Consider the following 20745-nt stretch of genomic DNA (forward strand, 5'->3'; position numbering starts at 1 on the left):
ATTAAATTCGCATAATGTCTAAAATTTGGTCAAAAGAAGAGACGCTCTGGAGCTTTGCCCTGTACGGCACGGCTGTAGGCGCCGGTACCCTGTTTCTGCCGATCCAGTTGGGATCAGCAGGGGCCGTGGTACTGTTTGTTACCGCGCTGGTCGCGTGGCCGCTGACGTACTGGCCGCATCGCGCCCTGTGCCAGTTTATCCTCTCCTCCAACACCCCTGCGGGTGTCGGGATAACCGGCGCAGTCACCCACTACTATGGCAAAAAAATTGGCAACCTCATCACCGCGCTCTATTTCCTGGCGTTTTTTGTGGTGATTCTGATTTACGCCGTCGCCATCACTAACTCCATTACCGAACAGATAGCCAAGCATATGCCGGTCGATCTGACGGTACGCGTGCTGGTGAGCCTTGGCGTGGTATTGCTGCTGAACGTGATTTTCCTTGCCGGTCGCCAGGCCACCATCAAAGTGATGGGCTTCCTGGTGTTCCCGCTGATCGCCTACTTCCTGTTTTTGTCGATTTACCTGACAGGCAGTTGGCAGCCCGCGCTACTCACCGGGCAAATGGAAGTGACGCCGCACACGCTGCACCAGGTGTGGTTATCCATCCCCGTGATGGTTTTCGCTTTTAGCCATACGCCAATTATCTCTACCTTCGCCATCGACCGCAGAGAGAAATATGGCGAGCTCGCGATGGGTAAATGCAAAAAAATCATGAAGGTCGCGTATCTGATTATCTGCCTGAGCGTGCTGTTCTTTGTCTTCAGCTGCCTGCTCTCCATTCCGGTGGATTACATCAATACCGCCAAAGATCAGGGCGTGACGATTCTGTCAGCGCTGTCGATGATGCCCAACTCGCCAAACTGGCTGTCCGTATCCGGCATTATTGTGGCGATTGTGGCAATGTCGAAATCGTTCCTCGGCACCTACTTTGGCGTGATTGAAGGCGCGAGCGAGATGGTTAAAGCGTCGCTGAATCAGGTTGGCGTGCGCAAAAGCCGTTCGTTTAACCGCATGCTGTCGATTCTGCTGGTCTCCACGCTGACCTTCATCGTCTGCTGCATCAACCCGAACGCCATTTCGATGATCTACGCGATAAGCGGCCCGCTGATTGCCATGATTCTGTTTATCATGCCGACGCTTTCTACGTACCTCATCCCGTCGCTGAAGCCATACCGTTCTATCGGCAGCCTGATTACGCTGATTGTTGGTCTGCTCTGCGTCTCAGTGATGTTCCTCGGATAACACCGATAACGGGCAGCATGAGCTGCCCGCTTTTCCTTGTCTTTTCGACTTATTTATTCGATTCAGCATAAAACGCTAAGGATACTGGCCTTCCGGGTGTATGGTATGCGCTCCAAAAAACATAGGAAATATTTATGGCTCATACCCCTAAACGTACGAAAACAAGTTCATTCCTGGTCAAGATCCCTTGCCCGAAATGCAGTAAAACCGCCGAGCACAGCGCCTCACGCGTCTACAAAAGTAAAAACCTGATTTGCCCATTCTGCAGCACCCTCTTTATCCCTTCTGAAAGTAAAGTTCAGAGCGAATAATCTCTCTATCGGCTCTCTATGACGTAATTCATCACGTTCCAGGAGAAAGCCCGTGCCTCCCGCACAGCACGCTCGTGTGTCAACCTGATGCACATATCCACGCCCGTTGTGCGGGCGGATTACCGAATACGTAGAGAAAGCATCTATTTTATGCCCGCTAATTAAGAAACATCCTGGCGTAAAAAATATTAAAAATACGTTATCGAAATGGGCCTCAGCCTGCGCTATTGCTGGCTTGGCATATATTTTCGCTTGCGCTACCACAACCCTGTACAATATTGCAGGCTTATCATCATAACTATTGATTCGCGGACGCGCGTTAATGAAATTAGCATTCAACATCATCGACTGGATCGCCCGAGCGCCTGGACTGGGCGAGGCTGACCAGTGGCTGTCATGGGCGCAATCGCCTTATGCCATTGACCCTGCCAGCCCGCAGGAGAAACTGGTTGAATTGTCGATGATGACCGCGCGCCGCCTGAGTTCGGGTAGCAAGCTGGCCGTAGAGTGTGGCCTTACCCTGCTGCGTCGCCATGCCATTGATGCCGTGCTGTATACCAGTCGCCACGGCGAGCTGGAGCGTAATTACCGTATCCTTAGCGCGCTGGCGAGCGACGAAGCTATTTCACCGACCGATTTCGCAATGTCAGTGCATAACGCGGCGGTTGGAAATCTCACCATCGCCGCAAAGCAGCCGATTGTCTCTTCATCGCTGAGCGCCGGGCGCGACACGTTCCTGCAAGGCTTATGCGAGGTAATGTGCCTGCTACAGGCGGGCCACCAGCGTATTTTAATGGTCGATTTTGACGGTACGCTGCCAGATTTTTACCGTGCCTCATTACCCGCGCAGATGCCTGCCTGGGCCTTTGCGACAGCGCTGGTGATTGAGGCGGGTGACCAGGTTCAGTGCATCACCGAGCCGGGCGGAACGAAAGAAGAGCCCGCGCTGCCGCAAAGCCTGCAATTTTTACAGCATTACCTGGGCCGCACAGCCCATTTCGCCCTTGAAGGCGAACGGTTACGCTGGAGCTGGAGCCAGACATGATCGCCAGGCGCATCAATCACCTTTGGCGATTACTGATGACCGTACTGTGTTTTGCGCTGTTTGGTCTGGGCGGCCTGCTGCTCTCGCTGTGCTGGTTTAACCTGCTGCTGTTGGTCATACGCGATGACGACAAACGCCGTCGCCTGGCGCGCCGCAGTATTTCGGCCAGCTTCCGCGCTTTTTTGGGGTTCGCCAGCGTGACGGGGGTGCTGCGCTATCGCGTGCAGGGTGCCGATATTTTACGTCAGGCGCGCGGTTGCCTGGTGGTGGCAAATCATCCGACGCTAATTGATTATGTGCTGCTGGCCTCGGTGATGCCGGAAACAGACTGTCTGGTAAAGAGCGCACTGTTGAAGAACCCGTTTGTCAGCGGCGTGATCCGCGCAGCAGATTATCTGGTAAACAGCGAGGCAGAACGACTGCTGGCCGAAAGCCAGGCCCGTTTGCAGCGCGGCGACACGCTGGTCATTTTCCCGGAAGGCACGCGTACTCGCCACGGCGAAACCATGACTCTCCAGCGCGGCGCCGCCAATATTGCGGTGCGCTGCGAACGCGACTTACGCCTGGTGAGCATACGCTGTAGCGAGCACCTGCTGGATAAGCAGCGCCCGTGGTATCACGTCCCGGAGACGACGCCGCAGTTTGAGGTTATCGTTCAGGAACGAATCTGTATTAACGACTTTATTACCGCGAATAAGCAAGAACCGGCGCTGGCCGCGCGTGCGCTAAACCGGCATCTTTTACAGAAATTACAATTATTTTGTTAAAACATCATTGTGCAGGAATTAACGATGCAAGAGCTCTATTCTGAGATTAAACATCTCATCATTAACACATTGAATCTGGACGAACTGAGCGTGGACGACATCGATACCGATGCGGCCCTGTTCGGCGACGGCTTAGGCCTGGATTCTATTGATGCGCTGGAGCTGGGGCTGGCGGTAAAAAACCAGTATGGCATTGTGCTTTCTGCTGAAAATGAAGCGATGCGTCAGCATTTCTATTCGGTGGCAACGCTCGCTGCCTTCATTCAATCCCAACGCGCCTGAGGAGATGCCATCATGACCGACCAAACTGCTGTCTATCAGGAAGTCACTTCCCTGCTGGTAAAACTGTTCGAAGTCGACCCGGCGGCAATCACCCCCGAGGCGCGTCTGTATGAAGATCTTGAACTCGATAGCATTGATGCTGTGGATATGATCGTCCAGTTGCAGAAGAAGACCGGCAAAAAAATTAAGCCGGAAGAGTTCAAAGCCGTGCGCACCGTGCAGGATGTTGTTGACGCCGTCGAGCGCCTGCTGCGGGAAGCCTGATTTTTCGTGCGTTTACCGCTCCTCAAGATAATCACCGCGTGTGTGCTGCTGTCCTGGCCATTTTTGGTCTGGTTTGGCCTGGCGCATAACGGCCTGCAATGGCTGCTGCCCACGCTGGCGGTCGTTCTGCTGCTTCGTCTGCGTCAGGCGCAGGACAACGCCGGGCCGATGCGCCGGGTGATGCAAAGCGTCGCGCTAGCCGGGCTGGCGCTCTGCCTTGCCAGCGCGCTGCTGGGAACGCATCAGTTGTTGCTCTACTGGCCTGTGGCGGTCAATGGCATCATGCTCGCCCTGTTTGGCAGTTCGCTGTTCAGCGCGATGCCGCTGGTTGAACGGCTGGCACGCCTGCAATATCCCCAACTCTCTGAGAAAGGTGTGCGCTACACGCGGCGCGTGACGCAAATCTGGTGCGGCTTTTTTATTCTCAACGGCAGCGTTGCCCTGATCACCGCGCAGATTGGCGATATGGCGCTATGGAGCGCGTGGAACGGAATGATCGCCTACCTGCTGATGGGCGCGCTGATGGCCGGTGAATGGCTGGTGCGCCGCCGGGTGATGAAGCGAGAAACCGCATGAACGCGCCGCGCCCGTTATCCCGCTGGCTGAGTGCCGAACGCCCCGATACCACCCCTGTCGCCTGGTCTGGCGATCGCCACTGGACGCTGTGCCAACTGCGTAACGACGTGGCCGCGCACTGCGCGTGGCTGCAAACGCAGAAGGGTCAGCGCTGGGCGCTGTGTCTGGAAGAGAGCTATCTGTTTCTTGTTGCCCTGCTGGCGACGCTGCATGCCGGAAAAACGCCGGTGTTGCCGGGCCACGCTCGCCCCGCGCTACTTGAGGAACAACGAGCGCTGTTCGACGGCGTCTTAAGCGATGGCCCTCTGAGCTGGGATGGCCCTTTACGCATCATCAATACCCACGCCCGTGGCGATGCACAATCGCTTCCCGCCATACCCGATGATGCGGGACTGGAGCTTTTTACCTCCGGCTCCACCGGGCAGCCCAAACGTATTCACAAAAGCCTGGTGGCGCTGGATGCAGAATCCGCCCTGCTGGCCGCGCGCTTTGCCGGGCGACTGGCCGATTGTCGGGTGGTCGCTTCCGTCTCGCCGCAGCATCTCTACGGCCTGACTTTCCGCATTTTTCTGCCAATGTCATTGGGCCTGCCGCTGCATGCCGACATCCTTGCCTGGCCTGAACAACTGGCCGCGCTCGATGCGCAGCAGCGTTATCTGTTCATCAGTAGCCCGGCGTTTCTGAAGCATCTGGATGCGCGGCTGACGGCCCCTGATGTCGCCATGGTGATAACCGCGGGCGGTATGCTGCACTGGCAGGATGCGCAGCACGCGTTTCGCTGGCTAAACGTCTGGCCCGACGAAATTTACGGCAGTAGTGAAACGGGCGTACTTGCGTGGCGGCAACGCAATGCGGAGGAGATCGCCTGGCAGACCTTCTCCGGCGTGACGTTCACGGCAGAGAGCAACGAGTGGCGCGTGATGTCGCCGCTGATTGCCGAGCCCGCCGGGCTACTGCTGGAAGACGCGCTACGCTTCACTGCGGATAACCACTTTCATCTGCTTGGGCGGCGCGGTCGGGTGGTCAAAATCGCCGAAAAACGGGTCTCGCTGGCGGAAGTCGAACAGCGCGTGTTATCGCTGGAGGGCGTGCGCGATGCCGCAGCCATACTGCTTACACGCGGCACGCGGCAGAGTGTCGGCGTGCTGTTAGTGCTTACTGATGATGCACGCCAGGCCTGGCAGCGCGCGAGCCGCAAACGGGAGCAGGCGTGGCGTCAGGCGCTGCGCCCGTGGCTGGAGCCCGTTGCCCTTCCCCGCTTTTGGCGCGTGGTAGATGTTATTCCAGTGAATACAATGAATAAGCGCATCGATGCGCAATTACAGGAGTACTTTCATGACCATGACGCCCGATGAAATTTCCTGCCAGCACACGGGCGCGGGCGAGGCGGAGATTGTCCTGCACCTGCCCGCCACGCTGTTCTGGTTTCAAGGCCACTTTGCCGTCCAGCCGCTATTGCCGGGTGTCGCACAACTGGATTGGGTCATGCACTATGCCAGCCGTTTACTGACGCCTGACTATCGCTTTCACAGTATTCAAAACGTGAAATTCCAGGCGCCGCTACTGCCGGACAACCGCATCACCTTAACGCTGACCTGGCAGGCATCGCGCCAGATACTCGCCTTCTGCTACCAGCGCCACGACGGTGACGCGCGCCACACCACCAGCAGCGGGAAAATCCGTTTATGCCGCTAACCTTCACGCCCTGCGTGGTGATCCCCTGCTACAACCACGGCGCGATGATGGCGCGGGTACTGACGCGTCTTGCGCCGTTTGCCCTGCCCATTATCCTCGTCGACGATGGCAGCGACGACGCTACCCGGCGTGAATTATGCACGCTTGCCGACAATCACCCCAGCGTCACGCTCATTCGCCAGCCGCACAATGCGGGGAAAGGCGCGGCGGTGATCCGCGGGCTGGAAGAGGCGGCGCGCGCGGGTTTCAGCCATGCGGTGCAGGTTGATGCCGACGGGCAGCACGCGATTGAAGATATCCCGGCGCTGCTCGCACTTTCGCAGCAACATCCCGAGGCGCTGATCTCGGGTCAGCCGATTTACGATGACTCCATCCCCCGCTCACGCCTGTATGGCCGCTGGATAACCCACGTCTGGGTGTGGATTGAAACCCTGTCATTGCAGCTTAAAGACAGCATGTGCGGTTTTCGCGTTTATCCGATTACGCCGACGCTGCAACTTGCACAGCGTGTGCCGCTTGGCCAGCGAATGGATTTCGATACCGAAGTGATGGTGCGTCTCTACTGGCAGGGCCATCGCAGCTATTTTCTGCCAACGCGCGTCACCTACCCGCAGGATGGGCTTTCCCATTTCGATGCGTTGAAAGACAACGTGCGCATCTCATGGATGCACACCCGCCTTTTCTTCGGCATGCTGCCGCGTATTCCGTCGCTGCTGTTTCGCCGTCGCAATGTGCACTGGGCGGAGCAAAAAGAGGTAAAGGGATTATGGGGCATGCGCCTGATGCTGCGTGTCTGGCAACTGCTGGGGCGTGGCGCATTTTCGCTGCTGCTGAAACCGGTGGTGGCAGTGTACTGGCTGATTGCAGGGGCTGAACGACGCGCCTCGCAGCAGTGGCTCGCACGCGTACATCAACAGCAGCCGAACGCCAGGCCGCTGAGCAGCTATCGCCACTTTCTGCGCTTTGGCGAGGCGATGCTCGATAAAGTCGCCAGCTGGCGCGGGGAGCTGCGTTTTGGCCACGAGGTGGTGTTTTCCCCCGGCGCGGAAGCGGCGCTGGCGATGCATGAACCGCGGGGCAAATTGCTGCTGGCGTCGCATCTTGGCGATGTGGAAGCCTGTCGGGCGCTGGCGCAGCGCGAGGAAGGCCGGGTGATCAACGCGCTGGTGTTCAGTGAAAACGCCCAGCGATTTAAGCAGATCATGCAGGAAATGGCGCCGCAGGCCGGGCTGAACCTGATGCCGGTCACCGACATCGGCCCGGATACCGCCATGCTGCTGAAAGAGAAACTGGATCGCGGCGAATGGGTGGCGATCGTCGGCGATCGCATTGCCGTTAACCGTCAGCGCGGCGGCGACTGGCGCGTTATCTGGAGCCGCTTTATGGGCCAGCCCGCGCCGTTCCCGCAGGGGCCGTTTATTCTCGCCGCGCTGCTGCGCTGCCCGACCTTACTGATTTTCGCACTGAAACAGCAGGGCCAATTACACATTCATTGCGAACCGTTCGCCACCCCGTTGCTGCTGCCGCGCGCAGAGCGCCAGGCGGCGCTTCAGCAGGCAGTAGACCGCTATGCACAGCGGCTGGAGCATTATGCGCTTCTGGCGCCGCTGGACTGGTTTAACTTTTTTGATTTCTGGCGGCTGCCCGACGCAGCCAATAAGGAGTAAAGGGTGCTTAACGATCCCCGCTTTACCACTGAGGTTGAACTCACCATCCCGTTTCATGACGTCGATGCGATGGGCGTGGTGTGGCACGGCAATTATTTCCGTTATTTCGAAATCGCCCGCGAAGCGCTACTCAACCAGTTCGACTACGGCTATCGCCAGATGAAAGCGTCAGGCTATGTCTGGCCAGTGGTGGATACGCGCGTCAAATATCGCGATGCCCTGACCTTCGAGCAGCGTATCCGCGTGCGGGCGCATCTGGAAGAGTATGAAAATCGACTGCGCATTGCCTACCAGATTTTCGACGCCGAAAGCGGCAAGCGCACCACCACCGGCTACACCATCCAGGTGGCGGTTGAGGAAGCCAGCAAAGAGATGTGCTTCGTCAGCCCGGCTATCCTTTTTGAACGTATGGGAGTCGCGCCATGAAACTCCTGCCGCTTATTTTCCTGTTGATTGCGCCGTGGGTGCACGCCGTGACGCTGGACACCCTGCAACAGCGTTTTACCGAACAGCCGATTGTGCGCGCCCACTTCGAGCAAACCCGCACCATTAAAACGATGCCGCAGCCGCTGCGTTCCCAGGGCGAGATGCTGATTGCCCGCGACAACGGCTTACTGTGGGATCAGAAAACGCCGTTCCCCATGCAGCTGATGCTTACCGACACCCGCATGGTACAGCAGGTTAACGGCCAGCCGCCGCAGGTGATCACCGCTGAGAATAACCCGCAGATGTTCCAGCTCAATCATCTGCTGCGCGCCTTATTCCAGGCCGATCGCCGGGTGCTGGAACAAAACTTCCGCATCAACCTTCAGGACAAAGGCGATAACCGCTGGGCGCTGCGCCTGACGCCCATTACCTCGCCGCTGGATAAGATTTTTGCCTCTATCGACCTGAGCGGGCAGCAGTTTCTCGAAACGATCCAGTTGAACGATCAACAGGGTGACCGCACCGATATCGCCCTCTCACAACACCGCCTGACGCCAGCCACCCTGACCCATGACGAACAACAACGTTTTAGCGCCCAATAACGCCCGCCGTCCGGCGCTCATCTGGGCTGTTTTTTGCCTGATTCTGCTGGGTACGCTGCTGGCGCTGTTACCCGGTGCGAGGATGAACAGCAGCGTGCTGGCGATGTTACCAAAACAGGCGTTGGGCAACATTCCACCCGCGCTGAACGACGGTTTTATCTCGCGCCTTGATAAGCAAATGATGTGGCTGGTCAGCCCCGGTAAAACGCCCGATCCCCACGTCGCGCTGGCGTGGTTCGATCAACTGAAAAGCACCCCGGCGCTGGCACAGGTGAAGGGCCCGATGGATGCCAAAAGCCAGCAGGACTGGGGCGCGTTTTACTGGCAGCATCGTAACGGCATGGTAGACAGCGCCACCCGCGCTCGCCTGCAAAACGGCGGCGAGGCGCAGGCGCAGTGGGTCCTCTCGCAGCTCTACTCCGCCTTTTCCGGCGTCAGCGGCAAAGAACTGCAAAACGATCCCTTCATGCTGACGCGCGGTTCGCAACTGGCGTTAATGCAAAGCAGCCAGCGCTTACGCCTGATGGACGGCTGGCTGGCAACGCAGGATAAAGACGGTAACTACTGGTATCTGTTACACGGTGAGCTGCAAAGCGACGCGTTTGATATGCAGCAAACCCACCAACTGGTGCAGGAACTGACCGCCGCCGAAGCCCGGCTTAAAACACGCTTCCCCCAGGCGCAGGTGTTATCGCGCGGCACGGTGCTGTACAGCGATTACGCCAGCCAGCAGGCGAAACGCGATATCTCGACGCTCGGCGCGGCAACGGTATTCGGCGTGCTGCTACTGATTGTGCTGGTGTTCCGCTCGCTGCGTCCGCTGCTGTTGAGCCTGCTCTCCATCGGCATTGGCGCGCTGACGGGTACCACGGTGACGCTGCTGCTGTTTGGCGAACTGCATCTGATGACGCTGGTGATGAGCATGAGCATCATCGGTATCTCTGCCGACTACACGCTCTATTATCTGACCGAACGGATGGTGCACGGCGCGGAAAACTCGCCGTGGCAAAGCCTTGCCAAAGTGCGAAAAGCGCTGCTGCTGGCGCTGCTGACCACGGTTGTCGCCTATCTGATTATGATGCTCGCCCCCTTCCCCGGCATTCGCCAGATGGCAATCTTTGCCGCCGTGGGGCTGAGCGCGTCCTGCCTGACGGTGGTGTTCTGGCATCCGTGGCTGTGCCGCGGGCTGCCGGTGCGCCCGGTGCCGATGCTCGGCCTGCTGCTGCGCTGGCTCGCCCTGTGGCGACGCAATAACGCCCTGATTTACGGCCTGCCCGTCGCGCTGACCGTGGTTTCGCTGATCGGCCTTTCCACACTTCACGTTAACGATGATATCGCCCAATTGCAGGCGCTGCCGCCACATCTGCTGGAACAGGAAAAGCAGATCACGCAGCTCACCGGGCAGAACGTCGATCAGAAATGGTTTGTGGTCTACGGCGACTCGCCAGAGCAGACGCTGACGCGCATGGAAGCATTTACCGCGCATCTGGATAACGCTCGCCAGCAAGGCTTACTCGCCCGTTATCGCACGATTCCGCTCAATTCACAGGCGCGTCAGTCGCAGGATTTGGCGCTACTTAATCACGCCGCGCCCGCAATCGGCCAGGCACTGCAGCGGGCGGGGCTACCTGACGTGAAGCCCGACCTTCGCGCAATGCCGGTGAACGTGGCCGACTGGCTGGCAAGCCCTGTCAGCGAAGGCTGGCGCTTGATGTGGTTGACGCTGCCGCATGGCGTCAGCGGCGTGCTCATTCCCGTAGACGGCGTGAAAGATAGCGCGGCGTTAAAGGCGTTGGAGGAACAACACACCGGCGTGGCCTGGGTTGACAGAAAACAGAGTTTCGATGCGCTGTTCGGGCTGTACCGCACGGTATTAACGCTGCTGCTCGGCGTGGCGCTGGCGGCTATCGCGATTGGCGCCGTCGTACGAATGGGCTGGCGCAAGGGATTAATCAGTTTGCTTCCTTCATTGCTCTCACTGGGCTGCGGGCTGGCGGCGCTCTCCTTTAGCGGGCACAGCGTCAACCTCTTCTCACTGTTGGCGCTGGTGCTGGTATTGGGTATCGGCATTAACTACACCCTGTTCTTCAGCAACCCGCGCGGCACGCCGCTGACGTCGCTGCTCGCCATCACGTTTGCAATGATGACCACCTTGTTGACCCTGGGCATGCTGGTCTTCAGCAGCACCCAGGCCATTAGCAGTTTTGGGATTGTCCTGGTCTGCGGTATCTTCACTGCCTGGCTACTGTCGCCGCTGGCGATGCCAACGAAAAAAAGAGAAAAACGATGATGATACGCAACGCCTGGCGCGCCCTTGCGCTGGCAACCGCGCTACTGCTTGCGGGCTGTAGCCACGATCATGATGGCACTCGCCCCACCGCCTGGCTGCAGCCGGGAGCGCGCGTGACGCTGCCTGAAGCGGGCATGACGCCCGCTTTTACGTCGCAGCAGCTTTTGACCGGCACCTTCAACGGCAAAACCCAATCATTAATGGTGATGCTGGATGCCGATGAACACAAAATTACCCTCGCCGGGCTATCGTCGCTGGGGATACGTCTGTTCCTGCTGACCTATGATGAAAAAGGCCTGCGCACGGAACAAAACATCGTCGTACCGCAATTGCCGCCCGCAAGCCAGGTACTGGCTGATGTGATGCTCAGCTATCTGCCGATTAGCGCGTGGCAGCCGCAGTTGCCGAAAGGCTGGACGCTCACCGACGCAGGCGACAAACGCGCGCTGCGTAACGCCCGTGGCGAAACGGTAACGGAGATAACCTACCTGACGCGCAAAGGCAAACGCGAGCCGGTCAGCATTGAGCAGCACGCCTTCAAATACCACATCACCATTCAATACCTGGATGACTGATATGATTTATATCTCTGCCGTGGGCATGATTAACGCGCTGGGTAACAACGCGCTTGAGGTCGCCGCGAACCTGACGCGCGGAATCGCGCCGGGCATGCGTGCCCGTGCGGGCTGGTTGCAGGGCAATTCAGATGCCGTTTTTGGCGGCGTGGAGGCGGAACTGCCCGTCATTCCGGACACCTTTGCCGAACATCACAGCCGCAATAATCAGCTCCTGCTGGCGGCGCTGGCGCAAATCCAGCCGCAGGTGGATGACGCGATTGCCCGGTATGGGCGCGAGCGCGTTGCCGTGGTGATGGGCACCAGCACGTCCGGGCTGGACGAAGGCGATAAACATGTCAGCCAGCAACATCCCCGGTGGCGCTACGCACAGCAGGAACTGGGCGATCCGTCGCGATTCCTCAGCCACTGGCTGGCGCTCGATGGCCCGGCATTTACCCTCTCCACCGCCTGTTCATCCAGTGCGCGCGCGATCATTAGCGGTCGCCGTCTGATTGAAGCGGGTTTAGCGGATGTGGCAATTGTTGGCGGCGCGGACACCTTGAGCCGGATGCCGATTAACGGCTTTAACAGCCTGGAGTCGCTCTCAGCCTCGCGCTGCCAGCCTTTTGGTCGCGATCGCAGCGGCATTACCATCGGAGAAGGCGCGGGGCTGATGCTGCTGACCCGCGAGCCGCAGCCAATCGCGCTGCTGGGCGTCGGCGAATCGAGCGATGCGTGGCATATGTCAGCTCCGCATCCTGAAGGCGAAGGCGCAATTCGCGCAATTCTTCAGGCGCTGAAAGAGGCCGAACTCGCGCCGCAGGACGTGGGCTACATCAATATGCACGGCACCGCCACGCCGCTGAATGACAAAATTGAATCGCAGGTGGTGAATCATATCTTCGGTGATACGGTTCCCTGTAGCTCCACGAAGCATCTTACCGGGCATACATTAGGCGCGGCGGGTATCACCGAAGCAGGTATTGCCATGTTGATTTTGCAGCATAACCTGCCGCTGCCACCGCAGGACTTCAGCCAAATGCCCGTCGATGACACGCTGCTGCCCTGCGGCCTGCTTCACAATGCCGCGCCGCTGGCGCGCCCGGTGATTCTTTCCAACTCTTTCGCCTTTGGCGGCAACAACACCAGTATTTTGTTAGGACGATGTTCATGAGTCACTACTTACCGCCAGCGGACTATTTGCCGCACGACGCGCCGATGCTACTGCTTGAACAGGTTTCCGCCGTCGGCGAAAACGACGTTCAGTGCCAGGTGTCGGTTAATCCTGCGGGCGTGCTGGCACCGTTTCTTGATGCGTCGGGCAACCTGCCCGGCTGGTACGCGCTGGAGCTGATGGCGCAGACGGTCGGCGTCTGGTCCGGCTGGCACCGTCAGGATGATGGCGAGCAACAACTGACGCTGGGCATGGTCCTCGGCGCACGTGAACTGGTGTGCGCGGCGGGTTATTTTCCGGCACACGCCACGCTGGATATTCACGCCCACCTGCTGATGCGCGACAGCCGTTTCGGCAGTTTTGAATGCACAATAATGATTAATAACACCGTCGTCGCCACGGGCCGCGTCAACACATTCCAGCCGTCGACCGAAGAGTTAACGTCGCTGTTTCAGCAGGGAGAAAGCGCATGAGTCGTTCCGTTCTGGTTACCGGCGCCAGCAAAGGCATTGGCCGCGCCATCGCCATTCAGCTGGCCGCTGATGGCTTTACCCTTGGTGTTCACTATCATCAGGATGAGCCCGGCGCACGCGAAACGCTGGCTGCCATTGAACTGGCTGGCGGTAAAGGGCGATTGCTGCGCTTTGATGTGGGCGATCGCGCCCAGTGCTTAGCGGTGCTTGAAGAGGATATGGCCGAAAACGGCGCGTGGTACGGCGTGGTGAGCAACGCCGGAATTACCCGTGACGGCGCATTCCCGGCGCTGAGCGAAGAGGACTGGGATTCGGTTATTCACACTAACCTCGACAGCTTCTACAACGTGATTCACCCCTGCATCATGCCCATGATTAGCGCGCGTAAAGGCGGGCGAATCATTACGCTTTCCTCCGTTTCCGGCGTGATGGGCAACCGCGGACAGGTGAACTACAGCGCCGCCAAAGCGGGGATCATCGGGGCCACCAAAGCGTTGGCAATTGAACTCGCAAAGCGCAAAATCACCGTCAACTGTATCGCTCCGGGGTTGATTGATACCGGAATGGTTGCAATGGAAGAGGCCGCGCTGAAAGATGCCATGGCGATGATCCCAATGAAACGCATGGGTCAGGCCGAAGAGGTCGCCGGGCTGGCGAGTTATTTAATGTCGGACATCGCGGGCTACGTCACCCGGCAGGTGATTTCGATCAACGGAGGCATGTTATGACACGTCGTGTCGTGATCACGGGCATGGGCGGCGTCACCGCTTTCGGCGAAAACTGGCAGGACGTATCGCGCGGCCTGTTGGGTTATGAAAACGCCGTGCGGCATATGCCGGAGTGGCAGGTCTACGCTGGCCTGCATACCCTACTGGGCGCGCCCATCGATGACTTCACGCTGCCCGCTCACTACACCCGCAAGCGCATCCGCGCCATGGGTCGCGTGTCGTTGCTTTCTACCCGCGCCACTGAACTGGCGCTGGAGCAGGCCGGACTGATTGACGACCCGGTTCTGACCAACGGCCAGACCGGTATCGCCTATGGTTCATCGACCGGCAGCACCGGCCCGGTGAGCGAATTCGCCACCATGCTGACCGAAAAGCATACCAATAATATTACCGGCACCACCTACGTGCAGATGATGCCGCACACCACGGCGGTGAATACCGGGCTGTTCTTCGGCCTGCGCGGGCGGGTCATTCCCACCTCCAGCGCCTGCACTTCCGGTAGCCAGGCGATTGGCTACGCCTGGGAAGCGATTCGCCACGGTTATCAAACCGTGATGGTCGCGGGCGGCGCAGAAGAACTTTGCCCCTCGGAAGCCGCCGTTTTCGATACGCTTTTTGCCACCAGCCAGCGTAACGATCAGCCGAAAACAACGCCCTCACCGTTCGACCAGACGCGCGACGGGCTGGTGATTGGCGAAGGCGCGGGTACGCTGATTCTGGAAGAACTGGAACACGCGAAGGCGCGTGGGGCGACCATCTACGGCGAAATCGTCGGCTTCGCCACCAACTGCGATGCCGCGCATATCACCCAACCGCAGCGCGATACGATGCAAATTTGCATGGAGCAGGCGTTGCAGATGGCGGGTATTGGCGCTCAGCAGATTGGCTATATCTCCGCACACGGTACGGCCACCGATCGCGGCGATCTTCGGTGATACCACGCCGATCTCCTCGCTGAAAAGTTATTTCGGCCATACGCTGGGAGCCTGCGGCGCGCTGGAGGCGTGGATGAGCTTACAGATGATGCGCGAAGGCTGGTTCGCACCGACCATTAACCTGACACAGCCCGATGAAGCCTGCGGCGCGCTGGATTACATCATGGGCGAAGCGCGTCACATTGACTGCGAATATCTGCAAAGCAATAACTTCGCTTTCGGCGGGATCAACACCTCGCTGGTCATTAAGCGCTGGGCATAAGCATGTATCGCCTGCTGCGCGGAAAGGTATCGGACTACATCGACGCTCAGGCTGCGGGACGCGCGCTGCTTGAACGGGCGATTTTCCCCGCCGTGCTGCCAGAGATTATTCGCAACCATAACGGCAAACCCGGCTTTGTTCGTGGGTATCCGCTGTGGTTTAACATCAGCCACAGCGGCGATGACATTGTGCTGCTGCTGAGCGACGAGGGCGAGGTGGGTTGCGATATTGAGGTCATACGCCCGCGTAAAAATAGCCAGCGTATTGTTGAATCGGTATTCAGCCCCGGTGAACAGGCGCAGATTGCAGCGGCGGAAGATAAGCTCGTCGCGTTCTGGCAAATCTGGACGCGCAAAGAGGCGATGCTTAAACAGGCAGGCAGCCAGATCTGGCGCATCGCCGATTTCGACAGTTGCTTGCCCACACCGCTGTTTTTAGCCCAACTCCGTTGGTCTGAAAATCGAATCGTGACGCTGTGTACCCCGACGCCCGTTTCAGCGCAGGAAAACGATTTCATTGTTAAATAATAACGTGAATATCACTCTGATAAATAATACACCACTAAAGTATTATCATAATATTCGATGATATATAATACCTAAATTAGATCAAAAATCGATCATATGTATTAATGATGTTGATATATTCCATCAGGAATATGAATTAAAGAAACAAAGCGGAAACATGAAATTTGGTATAATCATTTTTTGTGATAGAGATAACACAAATTTCAATTGTCTATGGATTCGTTTTGCCCGTATAGTGGCTCTCTGTTAGAAGATAGTTACCTTTGCTTACTTTAATTAGCATTATTGTAACTATTGCAATCATTATTATTGAGGCACAGATTATTTTACGCACTCTATTTTCTGAGGCTCGAACGCAGATAACGCTGCATGAACTGATCAAAGAACTCGAAAAACAGAACATCGTTTTCTACGTTCATTTCGTCTCTACCGGGAACGTCAATCTGGTCGATAACGACGGTTGTATTCGTATTATAGAAGGCGAGTACAGCCTCAAACGCGTCAATCTGCGGGCCAATGAAGACCTCATTCGCGCAGCGTCACGCCGCCATTTCGCAGGTGAAATAGGCTATGAAGAGTATTGTTCTCTGGTGGCCAGCGCCGGGGTATATAAGTGGATTGTCGATATAAAACAGATGACGCGAAAATATGTCGGCTTATCTGACAAAGTGATTTTCTGCGAAGAGATAACGCCCGTTATTAGTAATGAACGCGTATGGCGTTATAATTAACCGCGTGATTATCGTAGGGGCAACCACATCCAGAGCCCATGCAAGATAAGCCAAATACCCGCACACGATAACGTAATTAACGAAACCATTTTCATTGAACCTCCCTGGCTCATTTCCATCGCAACTTTCCTTTTTTGCGCCAGACGATAAGGGATAAATATAAAAATCGCCTGATAAAAATGTCATCAGGCGATATTCTATAACAAATAATGCACATCAGGATATACGTAATAATAATTACGCCTGGTTATTTTCTGTTACTTCGCCCAACGCAGGTTGAGAAGAATTGGCACTGATTCAGCGCCTGGCATCCTCAAGCGTAATCGTAAGCCTCGAGAGGAGATGTCGACATCAGCCTGAAGGCAGCATAAATTTCTACACTTACGTGATTTATGATTTCGCCTCATAAAGGCTATCCGCTGGAGAGGGATTATTAACCAATAGCTTTCCGATATCCTTACTCTCTCACTTCTGTCGAACGGAAAATTATGAGTCACGCACAACGCCAACCGGTAAAAACAACCGGGCTGGTTTTTATTCTTATTCTGAGCGCCCTGATGGCGTTTACCTCCCTCTCCACCGATATTTATCTTCCTGCAATGCCCGTCATGGCGAATGAGTTACAGGGCAACGTCGAGCTAACGATTACCGGTTTTTTGGTCGGTTTCTGCATCGCTCAGCTTATTTGGGGGCCGATTAGCGATCATCTTGGCCGTCGCATTCCGCTGGTGATTGGGATGGTGCTGTTTGTCATTGGTTCGATGGGCTGCGCACTGTCTACCGATATTACGCAGATCGTTTTCTGGCGCGTATTCCAGGCGCTGGGGGCCTGTACCGGGCCGATGCTGGCACGTGCGATGATCCGCGATCTCTTCAGCCGTACGCGTGCCGCGCAGATGCTTTCAACCCTGACCATCGTGATGGCGATCGCGCCCATTGTCGGGCCGCTGCTTGGCGGGCAGATGATTAAATTCGCGTCCTGGCATGCCATTTTCTGGCTACTGGCCGTTATCGGCGTACTGATGCTCTGTTCACTCTATTGGCTACCGGAAACATTACCGCCAGAGCGACGCGTAAAAGCCTCTGTACGCGGCGCATTCGAAACCTATTACACACTGCTTTCGAATCGTAGTTTTATGCGATTTACCCTAAGCCTGACGTTTTATTACGTCGCCGCTTACGCCTTTATTACCGGCTCACCGTTCGTTTATATCAGCTGGTTTCATATCGACCCACAGCACTATGGCTGGCTGTTCGCCATTAATATCGTCGGAGTGATGAGCATGAGCGCGGTGAACCGTCGCCTGGTGCAACGCTACCCGCTGGAGACGCTGCTAAAACGCGCAGTCAGTGTTGCCACCCTTGCCGCCCTCGCGCTGGCGGAGGGGACAAAACTCAACCTCGGCGGCGTCATAACGATTGTCGCAACGGTGTTTGTTTTCTTCTCGATGAACGGCATTATCGCCGCCACCGCAACAGCCGCTGCGCTGGATAGCGCGCCACACGCAGCAGGTTCCGCATCAGCGCTGATTGGTGCATTGCAGTACGGCAGCGGAATTATCTCCTCGCTGCTTCTGGCGCTGTTCAGCGACGGCACCCCGTGGACAATGGGGTGGATTATTGCGTTGTTTACGTTGCTGAGTGCGGGGATGGTGGTCAGAGTCAGGCTTCCTGTTCATCATCCCTAGTTGGCTCTGTAGCGAAGCATTTCTGCGTCAGTGCTGTCGTGGTTTTAATATGCCCCCTACCCGCCCCTTATGTGAAAGCGGTTCCATAAAATCCGCTTACATCCATTTACATCTAAAACACTAATGCGTATATTTCTCATTCGCATTTTTATGCTCATTGATTAACTAAAAAAACAATCCCTGGCGCGGCAATGTATCGCTGTCGGGCAGTCCCTCAAACACACTTAAGGGTTTATCATGTCTTTCACTTATCAGACCCGGGAAACGCGTCGTACGCTCGGATGTTCCCCTTCTTTACTCGCCCTCTCCGTGGCGATGGCGTTCACGCCTGCACTGTCATTTGCCGCCGCTGCGAACAGCGATGACACCATTGTGGTGGAAGAGAGCACCACACCGGGTGACGAAGGTCAGGACCAGGATTACAGCGTTAAAACCACCACCACCGGCACCAAAATGCTGCTGGTGCAGCGCGATATCCCGCAGTCGGTCAGCGTTATCAGCCAGCAGCGAATGAAAGATCAGGAGCTGAATTCAATTGAAGAGGTGCTGGATAACACCACCGGTGTCAGCGTTTCCCGCATCGACAGCCACCGTACTAATATTTTCTCACGCGGTTTCTTCGTCAGTAACTTTGCCTTCGACGATATGCCGACGTTCCTCGACGATCGCTGGAATTTTGGCGACACAGCGGGCGATACGGCGATTTTTGAGAGCATCGAGGTAGTGTGTGGCGCTGCCGGTTTGATGAGTGGCACGGGCAACCCATCGGCGTACGTCAACATGGTACGTAAGCACGCCGATAGCCGTGAGTTTAAAGGCTCGGCTTCCGCAACCTACGGTAGCTGGGATAAACAACGTTATGTGCTGGATTTACAAGCCCCGCTGACTGAGTCCGGTGACGTGCGTGGCCGCGTGATTGCCGGGTATCAGGACAACGACAGCTGGCTTGAGCACAATCACTACCGCAAAAAATTCATCACCGGCGTCGTGGATGCCGATATCACAGACTCCACCACCCTCTCGCTGGCCTACGATTACCAGAAGAGCGAAGAAGACAGCCCAACCTGGGGCGGTTTCCCTTCCCTGTGGAGCGACGGCAGCCGCACCGATTTCCGCCGCGAATTTAATACCGCCGCCGACTGGACCTACTCCAATGAAGATACCTCACGCGTATTTGCCAACCTGACACAACGTTTTGACAACGGTTGGGAGGCGAAGGTGAACGCCATGCACGCGGAAACCAATTTCGACAGCCGCCTGATGTATATCGATGGCTTCCCGGATAAAAATACCGGCCTGTATAATGGCGCACTGTACCAGGGCGCGTGGGGCGGCTGGAACCGCGGCGAGCGTAAACAGGACTCCGTGGACGCCTTTGTGCGCGGTGGTTATGAACTGTTTGGCCGCCAGCACCAGATAATGTTCGGCGGCAGCTACAGTCGTCAGCGCAACAACTACGATAACTCGTATCCAGTTACCGATAACTACGGGTTAATGGATGTCGGTAATATTCACAACTATGACGGCAAACTGGCGTATCCGGAGTGGTCTGACTGGGCGCTGTATCAGCGCGATATCATCCGCCAGAAATCGCTCTACACCGCGACGCGTCTTTCGCTTGCTGACCCGCTGAACCTGATCCTCGGCGTGCGCTGGACGGAATGGAGCGCTCATTACAATCTGGAGCGCAAACCGGATGAAACCCGCGACAGCAAATTCGATGACGTCACGCCATATGCAGGCCTGGTATATGACATCAATGATGAGTGGTCGGCCTATGCCAGCTACACCTCCATCTTCCAGCCAACCAGCAAGCGTAACGCTAACAGCGAGTTCCTCGATCCAACCACTGGTAAGAGCTATGAAGCGGGCGTGAAAGGTGACTGGTTTAACACCCGCCTGACCGCGACGCTTGCCGTATTCCGTACCGAGCAGGATAAAGTTGCCGTCAGCACCGGGCAGACCATTCCTGGCTCCGGCGGCCAGACGGCGTATAAATCAGTCGATGGTACCGTGAGTAAAGGCGTGGAATTTGAGATTAACGGCGCGCTGACCGACCGCTGGCAGCTCACCTTCGGCGCATCCCGCTACATCGCAGAAGACGGTGACGGCGTGGCAGTGAACCCGGAGCAACCACGCACTACGGCGAAACTGTTTACCCGCTATCAGCTGCCAATGTTGCCTGAACTGGCAGTCGGCGGTGGCGTACGCTGGCAGAATAAAACCTGGCAGGACATTGCCGGGCCGAACGGTGATACGCGTATTAAACAGGGCGGTTATGCGGTGGTCGATCTCTTCAGCCGCTATCAGGTCACCAAAAACTTTGCCCTTCAGGCCAACCTGAACAACCTGTTCGACAAAGAATATTACGACTATCTGGGCACTTACGGCGTGTACGGCGCACCGCGTAACTTCTCGGTCAGCGGCACCTATAACTTCTGATCTCCCTCAACGGCACCGCCCGGTGCCGTTTTTCCTTCTTCTGAATTTCCGCCGCCAGG

Annotated in this window: 22 protein-coding genes and 1 pseudogene; 22 read left to right on the forward strand and 1 reads right to left on the reverse strand. The window is 56.8% G+C overall.

Annotated elements, in window-relative coordinates:
• Window positions 1–14 precede the first annotated feature (14 nt).
• Window positions 15–1244: an amino acid permease gene (locus tag AC1MKH_RS19965; protein WP_276224561.1), complete on the forward strand. Its 1230-nt coding sequence runs from the start codon at window positions 15–17 to the stop codon at window positions 1242–1244.
• 134 nt (window positions 1245–1378) lie between these two features.
• Window positions 1379–1555: a YnfU family zinc-binding protein gene (locus AC1MKH_RS19970; RefSeq protein WP_276224560.1), complete on the forward strand. Its 177-nt coding sequence runs from the start codon at window positions 1379–1381 to the stop codon at window positions 1553–1555.
• Here the strand turns inward: AC1MKH_RS19970 and AC1MKH_RS19975 are convergent.
• Window positions 1469–1900, reverse strand: a complete 432-nt coding sequence (locus tag AC1MKH_RS19975) for a hypothetical protein (RefSeq protein WP_276224570.1) — start codon at window positions 1898–1900, stop codon at window positions 1469–1471. The genes AC1MKH_RS19970 and AC1MKH_RS19975 overlap by 87 nt on opposite strands.
• On the opposite strand from AC1MKH_RS19975, the gene AC1MKH_RS19980 reads away from it, so the two are divergent.
• The 20 genes and pseudogenes from AC1MKH_RS19980 to fhuE all read left to right on the forward strand — a co-directional run bounded on the left by AC1MKH_RS19980 (window position 1878) and on the right by fhuE (window position 20686).
• On the forward strand, window positions 1878–2600 hold the full coding sequence (locus AC1MKH_RS19980; RefSeq protein ID WP_276224559.1) for a beta-ketoacyl synthase chain length factor: 723 nt from the start codon (window positions 1878–1880) through the stop codon (window positions 2598–2600). The two genes, AC1MKH_RS19975 and AC1MKH_RS19980, sit on opposite strands and share 23 nt — an antisense overlap.
• Window positions 2597–3367, forward strand: coding sequence for a lysophospholipid acyltransferase family protein (locus tag AC1MKH_RS19985; protein WP_276224558.1), 771 nt, complete (start codon window positions 2597–2599; stop codon window positions 3365–3367). Before AC1MKH_RS19980 ends, AC1MKH_RS19985 begins: the two co-directional genes overlap by 4 nt.
• A gap of 24 nt (window positions 3368–3391) precedes the next feature.
• Entirely contained in the window at window positions 3392–3649 is a 258-nt protein-coding gene (locus AC1MKH_RS19990) for a phosphopantetheine-binding protein (RefSeq protein WP_015963163.1), read from the forward strand.
• A 12-nt stretch (window positions 3650–3661) separates the two neighbouring features.
• A complete protein-coding gene (locus tag AC1MKH_RS19995) occupies window positions 3662–3913 on the forward strand; it encodes an acyl carrier protein (protein WP_015963162.1) in 252 nt (83 codons plus the stop codon).
• 6 nt (window positions 3914–3919) lie between these two features.
• Window positions 3920–4489: a COG4648 family protein gene (locus AC1MKH_RS20000; protein ID WP_327622013.1), complete on the forward strand. Its 570-nt coding sequence runs from the start codon at window positions 3920–3922 to the stop codon at window positions 4487–4489.
• Window positions 4486–5844 (forward strand): class I adenylate-forming enzyme family protein, encoded by a 1359-nt coding sequence (locus AC1MKH_RS20005; RefSeq protein WP_276224569.1) that lies wholly within the window; start codon window positions 4486–4488, stop codon window positions 5842–5844. Before AC1MKH_RS20000 ends, AC1MKH_RS20005 begins: the two co-directional genes overlap by 4 nt.
• The gene (locus AC1MKH_RS20010; protein WP_276224568.1) at window positions 5831–6184 is read left to right on the forward strand and encodes an ApeI family dehydratase; all 354 of its coding nucleotides are present in this window, start codon (window positions 5831–5833) and stop codon (window positions 6182–6184) included. Before AC1MKH_RS20005 ends, AC1MKH_RS20010 begins: the two co-directional genes overlap by 14 nt.
• Window positions 6175–7851 carry a glycosyltransferase family 2 protein gene (locus AC1MKH_RS20015; RefSeq protein ID WP_276224556.1) on the forward strand — a complete coding sequence of 559 codons (1677 nt, stop codon included), beginning with the start codon at window positions 6175–6177 and terminating at the stop codon, window positions 7849–7851. The genes AC1MKH_RS20010 and AC1MKH_RS20015 overlap by 10 nt, the downstream gene beginning before the upstream one ends.
• Before the next feature lie 3 nt (window positions 7852–7854).
• Window positions 7855–8277: an acyl-CoA thioesterase gene (locus AC1MKH_RS20020; RefSeq protein ID WP_149463330.1), complete on the forward strand. Its 423-nt coding sequence runs from the start codon at window positions 7855–7857 to the stop codon at window positions 8275–8277.
• On the forward strand, window positions 8274–8879 hold the full coding sequence (locus AC1MKH_RS20025; RefSeq protein ID WP_276224555.1) for an outer membrane lipoprotein carrier protein LolA: 606 nt from the start codon (window positions 8274–8276) through the stop codon (window positions 8877–8879). Before AC1MKH_RS20020 ends, AC1MKH_RS20025 begins: the two co-directional genes overlap by 4 nt.
• Window positions 8848–11169: an MMPL family transporter gene (locus AC1MKH_RS20030; RefSeq protein WP_276224554.1), complete on the forward strand. Its 2322-nt coding sequence runs from the start codon at window positions 8848–8850 to the stop codon at window positions 11167–11169. The genes AC1MKH_RS20025 and AC1MKH_RS20030 overlap by 32 nt, the downstream gene beginning before the upstream one ends.
• A complete protein-coding gene (locus AC1MKH_RS20035) occupies window positions 11169–11744 on the forward strand; it encodes a DUF3261 domain-containing protein (RefSeq protein WP_276224567.1) in 576 nt (191 codons plus the stop codon). The genes AC1MKH_RS20030 and AC1MKH_RS20035 overlap by 1 nt, the downstream gene beginning before the upstream one ends.
• Before the next feature lies 1 nt (window position 11745).
• Window positions 11746–12900 (forward strand): beta-ketoacyl-[acyl-carrier-protein] synthase family protein, encoded by a 1155-nt coding sequence (locus AC1MKH_RS20040; RefSeq protein WP_276224553.1) that lies wholly within the window; start codon window positions 11746–11748, stop codon window positions 12898–12900.
• Window positions 12897–13373 (forward strand): hotdog family protein, encoded by a 477-nt coding sequence (locus AC1MKH_RS20045; RefSeq protein WP_276224552.1) that lies wholly within the window; start codon window positions 12897–12899, stop codon window positions 13371–13373. Before AC1MKH_RS20040 ends, AC1MKH_RS20045 begins: the two co-directional genes overlap by 4 nt.
• Window positions 13370–14101 (forward strand): 3-ketoacyl-ACP reductase FabG2, encoded by a 732-nt coding sequence (locus tag AC1MKH_RS20050; protein ID WP_276224550.1) that lies wholly within the window; start codon window positions 13370–13372, stop codon window positions 14099–14101. The genes AC1MKH_RS20045 and AC1MKH_RS20050 overlap by 4 nt, the downstream gene beginning before the upstream one ends.
• Window positions 14098–15298: pseudogene (locus AC1MKH_RS20055) on the forward strand (beta-ketoacyl-ACP synthase). Before AC1MKH_RS20050 ends, AC1MKH_RS20055 begins: the two are co-directional and overlap by 4 nt.
• 2 nt (window positions 15299–15300) lie before the next feature.
• Window positions 15301–15825 carry a 4'-phosphopantetheinyl transferase AcpT gene (gene acpT / locus AC1MKH_RS20060; RefSeq protein WP_276224548.1) on the forward strand — a complete coding sequence of 175 codons (525 nt, stop codon included), beginning with the start codon at window positions 15301–15303 and terminating at the stop codon, window positions 15823–15825.
• Window positions 15826–16088: 263 nt separating this feature from the next.
• Window positions 16089–16556 carry a DUF1398 family protein gene (locus tag AC1MKH_RS20065; protein ID WP_149463321.1) on the forward strand — a complete coding sequence of 156 codons (468 nt, stop codon included), beginning with the start codon at window positions 16089–16091 and terminating at the stop codon, window positions 16554–16556.
• Window positions 16557–17044: 488 nt separating this feature from the next.
• Window positions 17045–18244, forward strand: a complete 1200-nt coding sequence (locus AC1MKH_RS20070; protein ID WP_276224544.1) for a multidrug effflux MFS transporter — start codon at window positions 17045–17047, stop codon at window positions 18242–18244.
• Window positions 18245–18481: 237 nt separating this feature from the next.
• The gene (gene fhuE / locus AC1MKH_RS20075; protein ID WP_327622014.1) at window positions 18482–20686 is read left to right on the forward strand and encodes a ferric-rhodotorulic acid/ferric-coprogen receptor FhuE; all 2205 of its coding nucleotides are present in this window, start codon (window positions 18482–18484) and stop codon (window positions 20684–20686) included.
• The last annotated feature ends 59 nt before the right edge of the window (window positions 20687–20745 follow it).

The sequence above is a fragment of the Pseudocitrobacter sp. CD920760 genome, assembly GCF_057782505.1.

Coding starts and splice junctions, on each gene's coding strand:
- AC1MKH_RS19965 (WP_276224561.1), top strand. CDS start 15: ATGTCTAAAATTTGGTCAAAAGAAGAGACGCTCTGGAGCTTTGCCCTG.
- AC1MKH_RS19970 (WP_276224560.1), top strand. CDS start 1,379: ATGGCTCATACCCCTAAACGTACGAAAACAAGTTCATTCCTGGTCAAG.
- AC1MKH_RS19980 (WP_276224559.1), top strand. CDS start 1,878: ATGAAATTAGCATTCAACATCATCGACTGGATCGCCCGAGCGCCTGGA.
- AC1MKH_RS19975 (WP_276224570.1), bottom strand. CDS start 1,900: ATGATGTTGAATGCTAATTTCATTAACGCGCGTCCGCGAATCAATAGT.
- AC1MKH_RS19985 (WP_276224558.1), top strand. CDS start 2,597: ATGATCGCCAGGCGCATCAATCACCTTTGGCGATTACTGATGACCGTA.
- AC1MKH_RS19990 (WP_015963163.1), top strand. CDS start 3,392: ATGCAAGAGCTCTATTCTGAGATTAAACATCTCATCATTAACACATTG.
- AC1MKH_RS19995 (WP_015963162.1), top strand. CDS start 3,662: ATGACCGACCAAACTGCTGTCTATCAGGAAGTCACTTCCCTGCTGGTA.
- AC1MKH_RS20005 (WP_276224569.1), top strand. CDS start 4,486: ATGAACGCGCCGCGCCCGTTATCCCGCTGGCTGAGTGCCGAACGCCCC.
- AC1MKH_RS20010 (WP_276224568.1), top strand. CDS start 5,831: ATGACGCCCGATGAAATTTCCTGCCAGCACACGGGCGCGGGCGAGGCG.
- AC1MKH_RS20015 (WP_276224556.1), top strand. CDS start 6,175: ATGCCGCTAACCTTCACGCCCTGCGTGGTGATCCCCTGCTACAACCAC.
- AC1MKH_RS20025 (WP_276224555.1), top strand. CDS start 8,274: ATGAAACTCCTGCCGCTTATTTTCCTGTTGATTGCGCCGTGGGTGCAC.
- AC1MKH_RS20030 (WP_276224554.1), top strand. CDS start 8,848: ATGACGAACAACAACGTTTTAGCGCCCAATAACGCCCGCCGTCCGGCG.
- AC1MKH_RS20035 (WP_276224567.1), top strand. CDS start 11,169: ATGATACGCAACGCCTGGCGCGCCCTTGCGCTGGCAACCGCGCTACTG.
- AC1MKH_RS20040 (WP_276224553.1), top strand. CDS start 11,746: ATGATTTATATCTCTGCCGTGGGCATGATTAACGCGCTGGGTAACAAC.
- AC1MKH_RS20045 (WP_276224552.1), top strand. CDS start 12,897: ATGAGTCACTACTTACCGCCAGCGGACTATTTGCCGCACGACGCGCCG.
- AC1MKH_RS20050 (WP_276224550.1), top strand. CDS start 13,370: ATGAGTCGTTCCGTTCTGGTTACCGGCGCCAGCAAAGGCATTGGCCGC.
- acpT (WP_276224548.1), top strand. CDS start 15,301: ATGTATCGCCTGCTGCGCGGAAAGGTATCGGACTACATCGACGCTCAG.
- AC1MKH_RS20070 (WP_276224544.1), top strand. CDS start 17,045: ATGAGTCACGCACAACGCCAACCGGTAAAAACAACCGGGCTGGTTTTT.
- fhuE (WP_327622014.1), top strand. CDS start 18,482: ATGTCTTTCACTTATCAGACCCGGGAAACGCGTCGTACGCTCGGATGT.